The organism is Enterobacter sp. WI-ESBL-E8 (assembly GCF_053364895.1).
Genome location: NZ_JBRWXJ010000001.1, coordinates 2,056,853 through 2,070,729 on the forward strand (window position 1 = coordinate 2,056,853; position 13,877 = coordinate 2,070,729).

The window sequence follows — 13,877 nt, forward strand, 5'->3', positions numbered from 1 at the left end:
GCTAGCGCACACCGCGCTTGCGCTTTATTCTATGGTCCTTTCGCATCAGGCGAAAAGTCGTGTACCGGCAAAGGTGCAGTCGTTTATACATGGAGAATTTGATGGCAAGCAGTAACTTGATTAAACAATTGCAAGAGCGGGGCCTCGTGGCCCAGGTGACGGACGAGGAAGCGTTAGCAGAGCGACTGGCGCAAGGCCCGATCGCGCTCTATTGCGGCTTCGATCCCACCGCTGACAGCTTGCATTTGGGGCATCTTGTTCCATTGTTATGCCTGAAACGCTTCCAGATGGCAGGCCATAAGCCTGTTGCCCTGGTGGGCGGCGCGACCGGTCTGATTGGCGACCCAAGCTTTAAAGCCGCCGAGCGTAAGCTGAATACCGAAGATACCGTGCAGGAGTGGGTGGATAAGATCCGCAAACAGGTTGCACCGTTCCTCGACTTCGACTGTGGTGATAACGCCGCGATTGCCGCAAACAACTACGACTGGTTTGGCAGCATGAACGTGCTGACCTTCCTGCGTGACATCGGCAAGCACTTCTCTGTTAACCAGATGATTAACAAAGAAGCCGTGAAGCAGCGTCTGAACCGTGACGACCAGGGTATCTCCTTCACCGAGTTCTCTTACAACCTGCTGCAGGGGTATGACTTTGCCTGCCTGAACAAACTGCACGGTGTTTCCCTGCAGATTGGCGGTTCTGACCAATGGGGTAACATTACCTCCGGTATCGATCTGACTCGTCGCCTGCATCAGAACCAGGTCTTTGGTCTGACCGTTCCGCTGATCACCAAAGCAGACGGCACCAAATTCGGTAAAACTGAAGGCGGCGCGGTATGGCTCGATCCGAAGAAAACCAGCCCGTACAAATTCTACCAGTTCTGGATCAACACGGCGGACGCCGATGTTTACCTCTTCCTGAAGTTCTTCACCTTTATGGACATTGAAGAAATCAATGCTCTGGAAGAAGAAGACAAGAACAGCGGTAAAGCGCCACGTGCTCAGTACGTGCTGGCGGATGAAGTGACCAAACTGGTCCACGGTGAAGACGGTCTGGCCGCGGCAAAACGCATTACAGCAAGCCTGTTCAACGGTACCCTGAGCGATCTGAGCGAAGCGGACTTCGAACAGCTGGCGCAGGACGGCGTGCCAATGGTTGAGATGGAAAAAGGGGCGGACCTGATGCAGGCGCTGGTGGACTCTGAGCTGCAGCCTTCCCGCGGTCAGGCGCGTAAAACCATCGCCTCTAACGCGATCACCATCAACGGTGAAAAACAGGCTGACCCGGAATACACCTTCGTTGACGGCGACCGTCTGTATGGCCGCTACACTCTGCTGCGTCGCGGTAAGAAAAATTACTGCCTTGTCTGCTGGAAATAATTAACAGTCTCGAGGGGCGTGGGAAACCACGCCCCTTTTTGTTTTTTCAGGGTTTGGTAAGCAAAAAATGAAGAACATCCTCGCCATTCAGTCCCACGTTGTTTTTGGACATGCTGGCAATAGCGCAGCGGAATTCCCGATGCGCCGCCTCGGCGTCAACGTCTGGCCCCTCAATACCGTGCAGTTTTCCAACCACACGCAGTACGGCAAATGGACCGGCTGCGTGATGCCGCCTTCGCACCTCACCGAGGTTGTGCAGGGGATTGCCGATATCGACCAGCTCAAGCGCTGTGACGCCATACTGAGCGGTTACCTGGGCTCGGCGGAGCAGGGGGAGCATATCCTCGGCATCGTCCGCCAGGTGAAAGCAGCAAACCCGTCGGCAAAATACTTCTGCGACCCGGTCATGGGGCATCCGGAAAAAGGCTGCATCGTGGCACCTGGCGTTGCCGAGTTCCACGTCCGCCATGCGCTGCCCGCCAGCGATATCATTGCGCCAAACCTGGTCGAGCTGGAAATTCTCTGCGAGCGTCCGGTGAACAGCGTGGAAGAGGCGGTAAGCGCGTCTCGTGAGCTGATAGCCCAGGGGCCAGAGGTTGTACTGGTAAAACACCTCGCGCGCGCGGGGATGAGCCAGGAACGTTTTGAGATGCTGCTGGTGACGAAAGACGACGCCTGGCATATCAGCCGTCCGCTGGTGGATTTTGGCGTGCGGCAGCCGGTAGGAGTTGGTGATGTCACCAGCGGTCTGCTGCTGGTTAAACTGCTGCAGGGGGCAACGCTGCGCGACGCGCTGGAGCATGTCACAGCGGCAGTGTATGAAATCATGATTGCGACGAAAGCGATGCAGGAATATGAACTGCAGGTGGTTGCGGCACAGGATCGTATCGCGAAGCCGGAGCACTATTTCAGCGCAACGCAGCTTTAGACACCGTCCGCGCTGCGCTTGCACGGGACTACGGAATTTGTAGGCCGGGTAAGCGCAGCGCCACCCGGCAACACAGGCCGCTCGGTTAGTTCAACCCTTCCGCTTTCAGCGCCGCAGCCACCGTAGGGCGCTCCGCCACGCGTTTCATATACGATGCGATATGGTCTAACCCTTCGAGATTCAGCTTAACCGCGCGCGCCCAGCGCAGCACGGTGAAGAGATACGCATCGGCAATCGTGAAGCGCGACCCGCCAATCCACTGATCGTCCTTGAGCGATGCGTTGACGTACTGGAGCTTTTTCTCCAGCAGGGCACGCAGGGTTGGTTTGAAATCTTCCGGCGTATCCGGACGGAACAGCGGCGTAAAGCCTTTGTGCAGTTCGGTCGCAATGTAGTTCAGCCATTCCAGCGTCTTGTAGCGCGAAATCGTGCTGACCGGCGCCAGCAGCTGGCGATCCGGCACGCTATCGGCCAGGAACTGCATAATCGCGACACCTTCGGTCAGCAGAGTACCATCATCCAGCAAGAGCGCCGGAACTTGTCCCTTCGGGTTAATGGCAAGATAGTCATCGCCGTTTTCCAGACGTTTTTTCATCAGATCAACGCCATCCAGCGTGAAATCTTTGCCGCTCTCGCGCAGGGTGATATGGGAAGCAAGAGAGCACGCGCCCGGTTTGTAGAACAGTTTCATCGGTAACTCCTTTTTGCTGAGGTTTCAGCTATGTTAGTGCGCGAAAGGATAAAAAAAAAGCCGCTAATATGCATTAGCGGCTCGTCGTTTCTCAATAATATTACGCGGTAGCGGTTTTGGTCGCTTCAGCTGTTTTGTCGTCATCCTGAGTCATACGATTCAGTTTCGGAGCGGTCAGCAGCATCAGGACAGCAATAACCGCAGTAGCGATACCAATCTGCATGAACACGGTACCGTAGACGCTCAGAGAGACCAGCGGGTCGGTGACGTTTTCCGGCACAGCCATCAGGTTCGCAATCTTACCGGCGATAATTGCCGCACCGGCCGTGGTCAGGAACCAGCTACCCATAATGAAGCCCATCAGACGCTGTGGAACCAGCTGTGCAACCATTGCCAGACCCAGACCGGAGATCATCAGCTCGCCGATAGACTGCAGCGCGTAGCTCAGGATCAGCCAGTTAACGGACACGATACCCGCGTCGGTGGCAAATTTGGTACCCAGCGGCAGCACCAGGAACGCGCCGGAGCACAGCACCATGCCGATAGCGAACTTGTGCGGCATCGGCAGACGATCGCCCATCTTGTTATAGATAGCGGCCAGAATCGGGCTACCGATCATGATCCAGAACGGGTTCAGCGCCTGATACTGCTCGGGTTCGAACGCGATGCCCAGAATAGAGTGCTCAACGTTACGAATCGCGAAGAAGTTCAGAGAGGTTGGCATCTGGCTGTACAGGACGAAGAAGATAATCGCTTCCAGCATCAGAATGAACGCCACGATCATCTTGCGACGGGCAGCCCCCTGCATGGCGAATGCTTCTTTCGCAAAGATAACCACGATACCCAGTGCAACCACGCCCAGAACCGCACGTGCGATACCCTGGTTGTGCAGCAGCCAGGTAGCGATTGCGGCAAGGATCACCACGCCCACGATGGTCGCCAGCAGTTTGCCCATGTGCACAGGCTCGAAGTCCGGTTTTGAACCGTAATCTTTAACCCAGCTGCGGCAGAACAGGAAGTTCACCACGGTGATCAGCATACCGACGAAGCTCAGCGCGAACGCCACGCTCCAGCCGAATTTCGCCGCCAGCCATGGGGTTGCCAGCATAGAGAAGAACGAACCGATGTTAATGGACATGTAGTACATGGTGAATGCACCGTCCAGACGCGGATCGTCTTTGTTATAGCAGGTAGAGAGCAGGGAAGACGGGTTCGCTTTGAACAGACCGTTACCGACGGCAATCGTCGCCATACCCATATACACCACAGCGGCATCGTGCCCTGACCATGCAACCAGGCCATAGCCAATCGCCAGGACAATGGCACCCAGCATGATGACGCGTTTCGTTCCGAGAACTTTATCACCCAGCCAGCCGCCGATAGCGACCAGGCCGTACACCAGAGCACTGAAGGAAGAGAACAGGGTGATGGAATCGGCTTCGGACATACCCAGCTGTTTTACCAGGTAAACCGCCATGATCCCTTGCAGGCCGTAATAACCAAAACGCTCCCATAACTCGATTGAGAAGATGAGATAGAACGCTTTAGGTTGTTTAAAAGCGTTAAGACTCACGCTTTCATCTGTTGGTTTATTGTTTGCAGTCGACACATATACCTCTTTTTTTACATCCCATATTAACGGGGGTGTTCATCGCGTGAAGGCCGTAGCCCATCCGCCTTATAGTTATATTGGGAGGAGAAACGGCGGGTAATGTTCACTATCCTGTCCCATCTGGCAATACGTTTGTAATAATCTGTTACATATATCTGGAGTGGTATAATCGTCGGTTCACATAAATGTTATTCAGCGTTAAATTTCATACGATGAGTAAAGGTAGTTTTTTCGTCTGGTAATTACCCTTCATTACCGGCTTTTGGCGATATGTTCTGCTATTTGCCGTTTGTTCCAGTCATATAGCCCATAATCTGAAAAAACACTGGTCTTATCTTCGGTTTTTAGTCGGAGATATCTTATGCCACAGAGGGTTTAGGTAGACTTTGACAACAAAAAATCAACATGAAGTTATCAGGGTGATCGCGATCACAGATGTATAGAAATTTTTGGCTATGAAAAAACTATTAACCTGTTTGAGCGTTAAACGACCGAACAAGTGACAGGTCAGGGGAATTGAATGTCGAACAAATAACGGCCAAAAGAAGAGCATGCGATTACCCTTCTTTTGGTAAGGGGTTGGATAATCAGGAATAGACTTTTTCTTTGTATTCGCAGAGATCTTCAATAATGCAGGAGCCGCAGCGAGGCTTACGGGCAATGCAGGTATAACGCCCGTGCAGAATCAGCCAGTGATGGCAATCAACCTTAAATTCGGCGGGGACCACTTTTAACAGCTTCTCTTCGACCTGCTCGACATTTTTCCCCGGCGCAAAGTTCGTCCGGTTAGACACGCGAAAAATATGCGTATCAACGGCGATAGTGGGCCAGCCAAACGCGGTGTTAAGCACCACGTTCGCCGTTTTGCGCCCCACGCCAGGTAGGGCTTCCAGCGCTGCGCGGTCCTCCGGCACTTCGCCCCCGTGCTGCTCGAGCAGGATCCGACAGGTCTTAATGACGTTCTCGGCTTTGCTGTTAAACAGGCCGATGGTTTTGATGTAGGACTTCACGCCTTCCACGCCCAGCTCCAGCATGGCCTTCGGCGTATTGGCAACCGGATAGAGCAGGGCGGTTGCTTTATTGACGCTCACGTCGGTAGCCTGTGCAGAGAGCAACACGGCGATCAGCAGCTCAAACGGGGAGGTAAAATTCAGCTCCGTCGTCGGGTGCGGGTTCTCGTCCCGCAGACGGGTCAGGATCGCAATGCGCTTTTCTTTATTCATGTGGCCTTCCCGGGTATCCCTTCCTGGACGCTGCGCTCTGCCGCGCGGCGCTTACGTTTTTCATCAATCAGGTATTTTATCGCCAGCATCATGCCAAGGCCAATGAACGCGCCAGGCGGCAGCATAGCCAGCAGGAATGGCGTATCGGTATGGAACACTTCAATGCGCAGCGCTTTGGCCCAGCCGCCGAGCAGCGCGTCCGCGCCGTCAAACAGCGTACCGTTCCCTAGGATCTCGCGCAGCGAGCCCAGCACGAACATGGCGCACGTGGCGCCCATGCCAATGGAAAAACCATCCAGCGCCGACATGGCCGGGCTGTTTTTCACCGCGAAGGCTTCCGCACGACCGACCACGATACAGTTGGTGACGATCAGGGGAATAAAGATCCCAAGCGACTGGTACAGGCCGAACGCGTAGGCGTTAATCAGCATCTGGACGATACTGACCACCGATGCAATGATCATGACGTAAATCGGAATACGTATTTCCGACGGCGTCCAGCGGCGCAGGGCAGAGATGGAGAGGTTGGTCAGGGTCAGCACCAGCGTGGTCGCCAGACCCAGACCGAGCGCGTTGGTGGCGGTGGACGTCACCGCCAGCAGCGGGCACATCCCCAGAAGCTGTACCAGCGCGGAGTTGTTCTTCCACAATCCCTGGACGATAACTTCTTTAACCTGGCTCATGATTACTCCTCACAGGCCGGAAGATTGTTGATTTGCGCGGGCAGCGTTTCAGCATACAGCCCGGCTCGTTTTACGGCGTTCACCACCGCGCGCGGCGTGATGGTCGCGCCGGTGAACTGGTCGAACTCGCCGCCGTCTTTCTTCACCGCAAACGCGGTATCCCCTTCGCCATGAATAACTTTACCGGCGAAGTGCAGGATCCAGTCGCTCAGGCGGGTTTCAATTTTGTCGCCAAGACCCGGCGTTTCATGATGTTCCGTCACGCGGGTGCCCAGTATCGTGCCCGAGAAATCGCTGCCGACGAGCAGCTGAATGGCGCCGGAATAGCCGTCGGGCGCCGTCGCTTCCATGACCGCGCCTACCGGTTTATCGCCTTTGCGGGCGATAAAGAGGCGGTGCGTACCTTTCCCAAGCTGCGGCGCGTCTACCACAAAGCAGCTTTTTTGCAGGTCATTATCGTAGAAATCGGACGGGATCACCTGATCGAACAGCGCTTTTTGCTGCTTCGTGGCCTGCTCTTCTATCGTGGTTTTAGTCAACGCATTGACCAGGGCCGTCAGGCCCGTCAGAACCGCGGCGAAGACAGCCAGCGTGACGCCGTGTTTTTGCATCGTTTTTAGCATGGCAAAACCCTTAGCGATGGCCGTACACGCGCGGACGCGTGTAATAGTCGATGAGCGGAACGGTAATGTTGGCGAGCAGGACGGCAAAGGCCACGCCGTCCGGGTATCCGCCAAAGCTGCGGATGAGCCATACCAGAAGCCCAGCCAGCGCGCCGAAGATCAGGCGCCCGCGGTTAGTCGTTGATGCCGTAACCGGATCCGTCAGGATAAAGAAGGCGCCCAGCATGGTCGCCCCAGAGAGCAAGTGCATCTGCGGGCTGGCAAGTGATTCAGGAGAGAATACCCATCCCAGCGTGGCGCAGACCGTCAGCGTCACGAGGAAGCTGACCGGAATATGCCAGCGAATGGCTTTTTGCTGCAGCAGGAACAGCCCGCCCAGCAGATACGCCAGGTTGACCCACTGCCAGCCAGCACCGGCCAGCATGCCGCTGTAGATAGCAGATTTCATAATCTGCTCAACGCTGTTCCCGGCATGCAGGGACGTTTTAAACGTATCGAGAGGCGTAGCCTGGCTAATGCCGTCCACGCCCATACGCAGCGCGTTCATATCAGCGCCGAGCGCCGTATGGCCGGTGAAAATAACGTGCAGGGCATCCATAAAGCCCGGAACCGTGGCCGCAATCTCGTGCGGCGGCAGCCAGCTGGTCATCTGCACCGGGAAGGAGATCAGCAGCACCACATAGCCAATCATCGCCGGGTTAAACGGGTTGTGGCCCAGGCCACCATACAGCTGTTTGGCAATGATCACGGCGAAAACGGTCCCGAGAACCACCATCCACCACGGTGCAAACGGCGGGATACTGATGGCCAGCAGCAGGCCGGTCAGCAGCGCGGAGTTGTCGGCAAGAATGCGGGCAACGGGAATCTTGCGCAGCTTGAGCACAAGGGCTTCCGCCGCCAGAGCGCTGGCACAGCCCAGGATTATCTGGAACAGGGTTCCCCAGCCGAAAAACCAGCACTGGACGGCAATGCCCGGCAGTGCCGCCAGGCAGACCAGCATCATAATGCGCGACGTCTGGCGCTGATTGTGGGTGTAAGGGGAGCTTGCGATTCTGAAAACCATTTAATCCTCGTTAACTGCTTTCTGTGCGGCTTTCTTCGCCTGAACGCGCGCGATGGCGGCGGCAACGGCGGCCTTACGCGGGTCATCGTTGGCGGCCTGCGGTTGCTCTTCCTGCTGCGCTGCCTTACGGGCTTTGGCGCGGGCAATTGCCGCTTCGACGGCGGCTTTGCGCGGGTCGACCGGTGGTGCTTCTGCTTCTGATTCTGCCGCTGGTGCCTGCTGCGCGGCTTTTCGGGCTTTGGCGCGAGCTATTGCCGCTTCAACGGCGGCTTTGCGTGGATCGACCGCTTCCTGTTCGACGACCACCTGCTGCTCTCCGGCTTTGCGGGCTTTGGCGCGGGCAATCGCCGCTTCAACGGCGGCTTTACGCGGATCGACTTCAGCACCCGCCTCGGCCGTTTGCGCTTTTTCAGCCTGACGGGCGCGCGCTGCGGCCTTGCGTGCTTCACGCGCGGCAATCGCTTCGCTGTTATCAGGTTTCTCACCTACCGGAATAACAACAGGCTGCGCCGCGGTCGCTTTTTTCTCGCGAACGCGCGCCAGCGCGGCGTTAATCGCATCCTGATCTTTCTCGCCAGGCTGAACGGCGGCCTGCTTATGGCGCTCCTGACGGGCGATTTTTTCGCGTTCGAGTCGCGCCTGACGCGCTTCAAAGCGCGCTTTCGCTTCCGCGGCGCGTTTTTCTTCCATCGAGATGGCATAAATCTCAGCCTTCTCCTGGCGGAAATATTGCACCAGCGGAATGTTGCTTGGGCAGACCCACGCGCAGGCACCGCACTCGATGCAGTCGGCCAGATTATGGGCTTTTGCTTTATCGTGCAGCTGGCCTTTACTGTACCAGTACAGCTGCTGCGGGAGCAGATCCGCCGGGCAGGCATCGGCGCAGGCGCTACAGCGAATGCAGCCTTTCTCTTCCTGCTCTTCGCCCATCTCGGTCGGTGAAGGCGCGAGCAGACAGTTGGTGATTTTAACTACCGGCACATCGAGCCACGGCAGGGTAAAGCCCATCAGGGGGCCACCCATGATCACCATCTGGTCGCTGCCCGGGCAGAATTCAGCCTGTTCCAGCAGATGACGCACCGGCGTACCCAGACGCGCCCAGACGTTACCCGGGCGTGAGACCGATTCACCGGTCAGCGTCACGACGCGCTCGGTTAACGGCTCGCCGTCAATCACCGCGCGCTTCACGGCATACGCGGTGCCGACGTTCTGCATCAGCACGCCGATATCCGAAGAGCGTCCGCCGTGCGGAACCTGCTTGCCGGTGAGTATTTGCGTCAGCTGTTTTGCGCCGCCAGAGGGGTACTTGGTTGGAATGACGCGCAGGCTGATATCATGGCTACCGGCCAGCACGGCGCGCAGCATAGAGATAGCCTGCGGTTTATTGTCTTCGATACCAATCAGCACTTCCCGCGGCTGCAGAATGTGCGCGAGGATGCGGATACCTTCCACCACCTGGGCGGCACAATCCTGCATCAGACGGTCATCGGCGGTGATGTACGGTTCGCATTCGGCGGCGTTAATAATCAGCGTCTGAATGTTATCGCCGCCGCCGCGCAGCTTGACCCCGGTTGGGAAGCCTGCGCCACCCAGGCCGGCCACGCCGAACTGATGAATTCGCTCGATAAGCGCTTCGCGGCTGTGGGAGCGGTAGTCGCTCCAGCCGTCACGATCGATCCAGCGGTCTTCACCGTCGGCTTCAATAATTACGCTCAGTTCTGAGAGCGCTGACGGATGAGCCACCGTATGAGGGGCGATGGCCGCCACCTTACCGGAGGTCGGGGCGTGTACCGGCAGCATACGTCCGCGACCAAAGGTCAGCGGCTGGCCGCGAAGCACGGTATCGCCTTCTTTCACGCACAGCTCACCCTCGGCACCGATGTGCTGCTTGAGCGGCATGACGTAGCGCGTCGCCAGAGGAATTTGACGCAGCGGGGTGCCGTTGGACTGGGTTTTCATTTCCGGTGGATGAATACCGCCGTCAAAGTCCCAAATCTTCTCTTTTCTGAAAGCAGAAAATAACTTAAGCATGTTGTTCCACAGGAATATTGCGAACCGGAATGGTTTGAAGATCCCACTTCCAGCTTTCGGTAGTCGTTTCAACCGGGCGCAGCTCGATACATTGCGTCGGGCAGGGGGCCACGCAGAGGTTACAGCCGGTGCACAGATCCGCCACTACGGTGTGCATGGCGCGGGTTGCGCCAACAATGGCGTCAACAGGGCAGGCCTGAATACATTTGGTGCAGCCGATGCAGTTCGCTTCGTCGATCACGGCCAGGGCGCGTACCGGCTCCTGCACCTCTGCATCGCCGTCAACGGGCTGCGGATCGACGTTAAGCAGGGCCGCAATTTTCAGCATCACCGCTTCGCCACCGGGCGCACAGCGGTTAATTTTTTCACCCTGAATGCCTACCGCTTCGGCATAGGGGCGGCAGCCGGGGTAGCCACACTGCCCGCACTGGCTTTGCGGCAAAAGCTCGTCGATTTTCTCAACAACAGGGTCGTCCTCTACCGCGAAACGGCGGGAGGCGTAACCCAGGATAAGGCCAAACACCAACCCCAAAACGCTGATAGAGGCGATGGCAATCCAGATAGCATTCATTACAACTTCACCAGACCACTAAAGCCCATAAAGGCCAGAGACATTAAACCTGCGGTCACCAGCGCAATCGCGTTACCGCGGAAGGGCGCTGGAATATCCGCTGCTGCCAGGCGTTCGCGAATAGAGGCGAACAGCACCATGACCAGCGAGAAACCGACTGCCGCAGAAAAACCATACAGCGCCGACTGCATAAAGTTATGGCCAAGGTTGATGTTCAGCAGCGCCACGCCCAGCACGGCGCAATTGGTGGTGATCAGCGGCAGGAAGATACCCAGCAGGCGATAGAGCGCCGGGCTGGTTTTGCGCACCACCATTTCGGTAAATTGCACCACCACCGCGATAACCAGAATAAAGGCCAGCGTACGGAGATAGGTTAACCCCAGCGGGATGAGGATCCAGGTATCGATCCACCACGCGCAGATGGACGCCAGCGTCATAACGAAGGTTGTCGCCAGCCCCATACCCATAGCCGTTTCCAGCTTTTTGGAAACGCCCATAAACGGACACAGGCCAAGGAACTTCACCAGAACGAAGTTGTTCACCAGCACGGTGCCGACAAAGAGCAGTAAGTAATCGGTCATTATTTAGCCTGAAATAAAAAAGCCGCCTATTATCGGACAAACCCACGCAGGCGACAACAGGTTATCTGTAGGGTTATTACGGGTTCACGAAGGTCTTTTTCACCCGCGTCGAACGCTTGAAGTAGGGCACCAGCAGCGCGGCGGCCAGCAACGGGAAAAGCAGCTGGCGAACGGCCAGGGCGTCAGAAACGGGCGAAAAAGCAAACGCCTTCACCGCCAGCAGGACCGAAATCAGCAGCCAGATAATGTAGTGCTTAGGCACGCTCTTGCGGCGCTTAAAGAAGGCGATGGTCAGCCACAGCGTGTAGTACCACATCCCTATCGCGAAAACGAAAGACACAAACCACAGCGCAATATTCAGCACGCTTTGCGACATCAGGGTCTGGATAGCATGAGGGGTAACCAGCGCGGTGGTATACAGCAGCAGCGCAAGTGATGCGCTTAATAAAGCAACCAGCAGCCATGCCAGCGGGGCGATTAACCAGCCTCCAATGCGTTCTCCAGGCGTTGCGGTCATGAACTCTCCCATAATCTGCGCGAAATGTTGTACAGCCAGTTTGCAGGGCGGAGAGTATATAACATTTCGCGCGGATGGCTACTTTCTTATAAAACGTAACGCCATACGGATTTAGGCACTTCGCCCACGTTGAACAAACGGCCGCCGGAGACCAGCTCCGCACGGCGATGGTCAGCTGCGCGATACATATTAATGATGTCCTGATTATCCGACAGGGTGTAGTTCAAATGGTCAAACAGTTTTTCCAGGCTCTCAAGCGAATTGATCTTGCGAAATTTTAATAAATAGTCCTGAACTGTCATATTAATAAGTTTCCATATAAAAGTGAGTAATACCCGTTAAGGTAATTTGTTCGAATAATAAACGGATTAATAAAGACGTAAACAGCCCACTCAGGTAACGTGACGAAATTAGGAGTTTTCTTTGCTGAAATTCAGGCATCAGACGATGCCTGGAAGAGAAGGTTAACCGTGTTCACCAGGGCTGGCAATACGTAACTGACATATTATGTCACTCTTTATTGCGGTAACCGGTTACTTAGGTTGGGCGACAGTGACAGGCTCCGGCGGCTGGTAGTTATCGATATGGCTGGCAACGCCGAGCAAAATGACCGATACCCCAAGAACAATCCATCCCGCTAATTCAATGATTCGATTAATTATTGACGTCATAATTCGTAATTGTACTTTATCCATAAATACTGGGTGCAAATGTTACAGCGAGCGCTTCCCGGCGGCAAGGGCTTTGGGAACGGTTCCCTTAAACAAAATCAGCAGGTTAATACTATGTAACAAAAACAGCCGGTACAACCTGCTATTTTACGTCATATGGCTCATTATTAATCTGTGGTAAAGCCAGACTAGCCAGTATGAAATAAGAACGTCATAAAAGAGGATGGCACTATGAGTGATAATATCCGCGTCGGGCTAATTGGATACGGCTACGCGAGCAAAACGTTTCATGCGCCTCTGATAGCCGGTACGCCGGGGATGGCGCTGGCGGCGGTATCCAGCAGCGATGCCGCTAAAGTTCATGCCGACTGGCCTTCCGTGCCGGTTGTCTCTGAGCCTAAACATCTTTTCAACGATCCGAATATTGATTTAATCGTTATCCCCACGCCGAACGATATCCACTTTCCGCTGGCAAAGGCCGCGCTGGAAGCCGGTAAGCACGTGGTTGTCGATAAGCCCTTTACCGTCACGCTGTCGCAGGCGCGCGAGCTGGACGCGCTGGCAAAAGGTCTGGGCAGGCTGCTGTCGGTTTTCCACAACCGCCGCTGGGACAGCGATTTTCTGACCGTGAAAGCGTTGCTGAGCGAAGGAACGTTAGGGGAGATTACCTTTTTTGAATCGCACTTCGACCGTTTCCGCCCGCAGGTTCGCAACCGCTGGCGCGAGCAGGCCGGGCCGGGCAGCGGCATCTGGTACGATTTAGCCCCGCATCTGCTGGATCAGGCCGTAAATCTTTTTGGTCTGCCGGTGAGCATGACGGTCGATCTGGCCCAGCTCAGGCCGGGGGCGCAGACAACCGATTACTTCCACGCTGTATTAAGTTACCCGCAGCGGCGGATTGTGCTGCACGGCACGATGGTCGCGGCCGCCGAGTCGGCCCGGTACATTATTCACGGCACGCGCGGGAGCTACGTGAAGTTTGGTCTCGATCCGCAGGAGGACCGCCTGAAAAACGGCGAACGCTTGCCGCAGGAAGACTGGGGCTATGACATGCGCGACGGCGTTGTGACGCGGGTGGAAGGTGAGGAGATGGTCGAGGAAACGCTGCTGACAATCCCGGGGAATTATCCGGCGTATTATGCGGCCGTTCGCGATGCGCTGAACGGAACGGGGGAGAATCCGGTTCCGGCCAGCCAGGCGATTCAGATCATGGAGCTGATTGAGCTGGGCATCGAATCTGCCAAACATCGCGCCACGCTCTGTCTGGCATAAGGTTTAAATATGTATGTTGGCCGGGTAAGGCGTAG

The 13,877-nt window shown here is 55.9% G+C and carries 15 protein-coding genes; 3 read left to right on the forward strand and 12 right to left on the reverse strand.

The window, feature by feature from the left end:
* Positions 1–101: 101 nt before the first annotated feature.
* Together tyrS and pdxY are read left to right on the forward strand one after the other, a co-directional pair.
* Positions 102–1,376, forward strand: coding sequence for a tyrosine--tRNA ligase (gene tyrS, locus ACWHWP_RS09850; RefSeq protein ID WP_447855481.1), 1,275 nt, complete (start codon positions 102–104; stop codon positions 1,374–1,376).
* Between the two features lie 67 nt (positions 1,377–1,443).
* A complete protein-coding gene (pdxY, locus tag ACWHWP_RS09855; RefSeq protein ID WP_252000700.1) occupies positions 1,444–2,304 on the forward strand; it encodes a pyridoxal kinase PdxY in 861 nt (286 codons plus the stop codon).
* 85 nt (positions 2,305–2,389) lie between these two features.
* Here pdxY and gstA read toward each other — a convergent pair whose 3' ends face one another.
* From gstA to blr, 12 genes are all read right to left on the reverse strand, one after another.
* Positions 2,390–2,995, reverse strand: coding sequence for a glutathione transferase GstA (gene gstA, locus ACWHWP_RS09860; RefSeq protein ID WP_059312020.1), 606 nt, complete (start codon positions 2,993–2,995; stop codon positions 2,390–2,392).
* Between the two features lie 100 nt (positions 2,996–3,095).
* Positions 3,096–4,604, reverse strand: coding sequence for a dipeptide/tripeptide permease DtpA (dtpA, locus tag ACWHWP_RS09865; protein ID WP_447855482.1), 1,509 nt, complete (start codon positions 4,602–4,604; stop codon positions 3,096–3,098).
* Positions 4,605–5,194: 590 nt separating this feature from the next.
* The gene (nth, locus tag ACWHWP_RS09870; protein ID WP_042719087.1) at positions 5,195–5,830 is read right to left on the reverse strand and encodes an endonuclease III; all 636 of its coding nucleotides are present in this window, start codon (positions 5,828–5,830) and stop codon (positions 5,195–5,197) included.
* Positions 5,827–6,513 carry an electron transport complex subunit E gene (locus ACWHWP_RS09875; RefSeq protein ID WP_447855483.1) on the reverse strand — a complete coding sequence of 229 codons (687 nt, stop codon included), beginning with the start codon at positions 6,511–6,513 and terminating at the stop codon, positions 5,827–5,829. Before ACWHWP_RS09875 ends, nth begins: the two co-directional genes overlap by 4 nt.
* Positions 6,514–6,515: 2 nt before the next feature.
* A complete protein-coding gene (rsxG, locus tag ACWHWP_RS09880; protein WP_047348780.1) occupies positions 6,516–7,136 on the reverse strand; it encodes an electron transport complex subunit RsxG in 621 nt (206 codons plus the stop codon).
* Between the two features lie 10 nt (positions 7,137–7,146).
* Positions 7,147–8,199 carry an electron transport complex subunit RsxD gene (gene rsxD / locus ACWHWP_RS09885; protein ID WP_429053000.1) on the reverse strand — a complete coding sequence of 351 codons (1,053 nt, stop codon included), beginning with the start codon at positions 8,197–8,199 and terminating at the stop codon, positions 7,147–7,149.
* Positions 8,200–10,230 carry an electron transport complex subunit RsxC gene (gene rsxC / locus ACWHWP_RS09890; protein WP_447855484.1) on the reverse strand — a complete coding sequence of 677 codons (2,031 nt, stop codon included), beginning with the start codon at positions 10,228–10,230 and terminating at the stop codon, positions 8,200–8,202.
* The gene (gene rsxB, locus ACWHWP_RS09895; RefSeq protein WP_028012918.1) at positions 10,223–10,801 is read right to left on the reverse strand and encodes an electron transport complex subunit RsxB; all 579 of its coding nucleotides are present in this window, start codon (positions 10,799–10,801) and stop codon (positions 10,223–10,225) included. Before rsxB ends, rsxC begins: the two co-directional genes overlap by 8 nt.
* Positions 10,801–11,382 (reverse strand): electron transport complex subunit RsxA, encoded by a 582-nt coding sequence (gene rsxA / locus ACWHWP_RS09900; protein WP_008500564.1) that lies wholly within the window; start codon positions 11,380–11,382, stop codon positions 10,801–10,803. The genes rsxB and rsxA overlap by 1 nt, the downstream gene beginning before the upstream one ends.
* Positions 11,383–11,458: 76 nt before the next feature.
* Positions 11,459–11,899: a DUF2569 domain-containing protein gene (locus ACWHWP_RS09905; RefSeq protein ID WP_047348777.1), complete on the reverse strand. Its 441-nt coding sequence runs from the start codon at positions 11,897–11,899 to the stop codon at positions 11,459–11,461.
* A gap of 86 nt (positions 11,900–11,985) precedes the next feature.
* Positions 11,986–12,201 carry a transcription modulator YdgT gene (ydgT, locus tag ACWHWP_RS09910; protein WP_013096896.1) on the reverse strand — a complete coding sequence of 72 codons (216 nt, stop codon included), beginning with the start codon at positions 12,199–12,201 and terminating at the stop codon, positions 11,986–11,988.
* A gap of 231 nt (positions 12,202–12,432) precedes the next feature.
* The gene (gene blr / locus ACWHWP_RS09915; RefSeq protein ID WP_168112406.1) at positions 12,433–12,558 is read right to left on the reverse strand and encodes a division septum protein Blr; all 126 of its coding nucleotides are present in this window, start codon (positions 12,556–12,558) and stop codon (positions 12,433–12,435) included.
* 243 nt (positions 12,559–12,801) lie between these two features.
* Here blr and ACWHWP_RS09920 point away from each other — a divergent pair, with 243 nt between their 5' ends.
* The gene (locus ACWHWP_RS09920; protein WP_447855485.1) at positions 12,802–13,842 is read left to right on the forward strand and encodes an oxidoreductase; all 1,041 of its coding nucleotides are present in this window, start codon (positions 12,802–12,804) and stop codon (positions 13,840–13,842) included.
* Positions 13,843–13,877 lie beyond the last annotated feature (35 nt).

Coding starts and splice junctions, on each gene's coding strand:
- rsxA (WP_008500564.1), bottom strand. CDS start 11,382: ATGACCGATTACTTACTGCTCTTTGTCGGCACCGTGCTGGTGAACAAC.
- ACWHWP_RS09920 (WP_447855485.1), top strand. CDS start 12,802: ATGAGTGATAATATCCGCGTCGGGCTAATTGGATACGGCTACGCGAGC.
- ACWHWP_RS09905 (WP_047348777.1), bottom strand. CDS start 11,899: ATGACCGCAACGCCTGGAGAACGCATTGGAGGCTGGTTAATCGCCCCG.
- nth (WP_042719087.1), bottom strand. CDS start 5,830: ATGAATAAAGAAAAGCGCATTGCGATCCTGACCCGTCTGCGGGACGAG.
- gstA (WP_059312020.1), bottom strand. CDS start 2,995: ATGAAACTGTTCTACAAACCGGGCGCGTGCTCTCTTGCTTCCCATATC.
- rsxD (WP_429053000.1), bottom strand. CDS start 8,199: ATGGTTTTCAGAATCGCAAGCTCCCCTTACACCCACAATCAGCGCCAG.
- ydgT (WP_013096896.1), bottom strand. CDS start 12,201: ATGACAGTTCAGGACTATTTATTAAAATTTCGCAAGATCAATTCGCTT.
- rsxC (WP_447855484.1), bottom strand. CDS start 10,230: ATGCTTAAGTTATTTTCTGCTTTCAGAAAAGAGAAGATTTGGGACTTT.
- ACWHWP_RS09875 (WP_447855483.1), bottom strand. CDS start 6,513: ATGAGCCAGGTTAAAGAAGTTATCGTCCAGGGATTGTGGAAGAACAAC.
- rsxB (WP_028012918.1), bottom strand. CDS start 10,801: ATGAATGCTATCTGGATTGCCATCGCCTCTATCAGCGTTTTGGGGTTG.
- pdxY (WP_252000700.1), top strand. CDS start 1,444: ATGAAGAACATCCTCGCCATTCAGTCCCACGTTGTTTTTGGACATGCT.
- tyrS (WP_447855481.1), top strand. CDS start 102: ATGGCAAGCAGTAACTTGATTAAACAATTGCAAGAGCGGGGCCTCGTG.
- rsxG (WP_047348780.1), bottom strand. CDS start 7,136: ATGCTAAAAACGATGCAAAAACACGGCGTCACGCTGGCTGTCTTCGCC.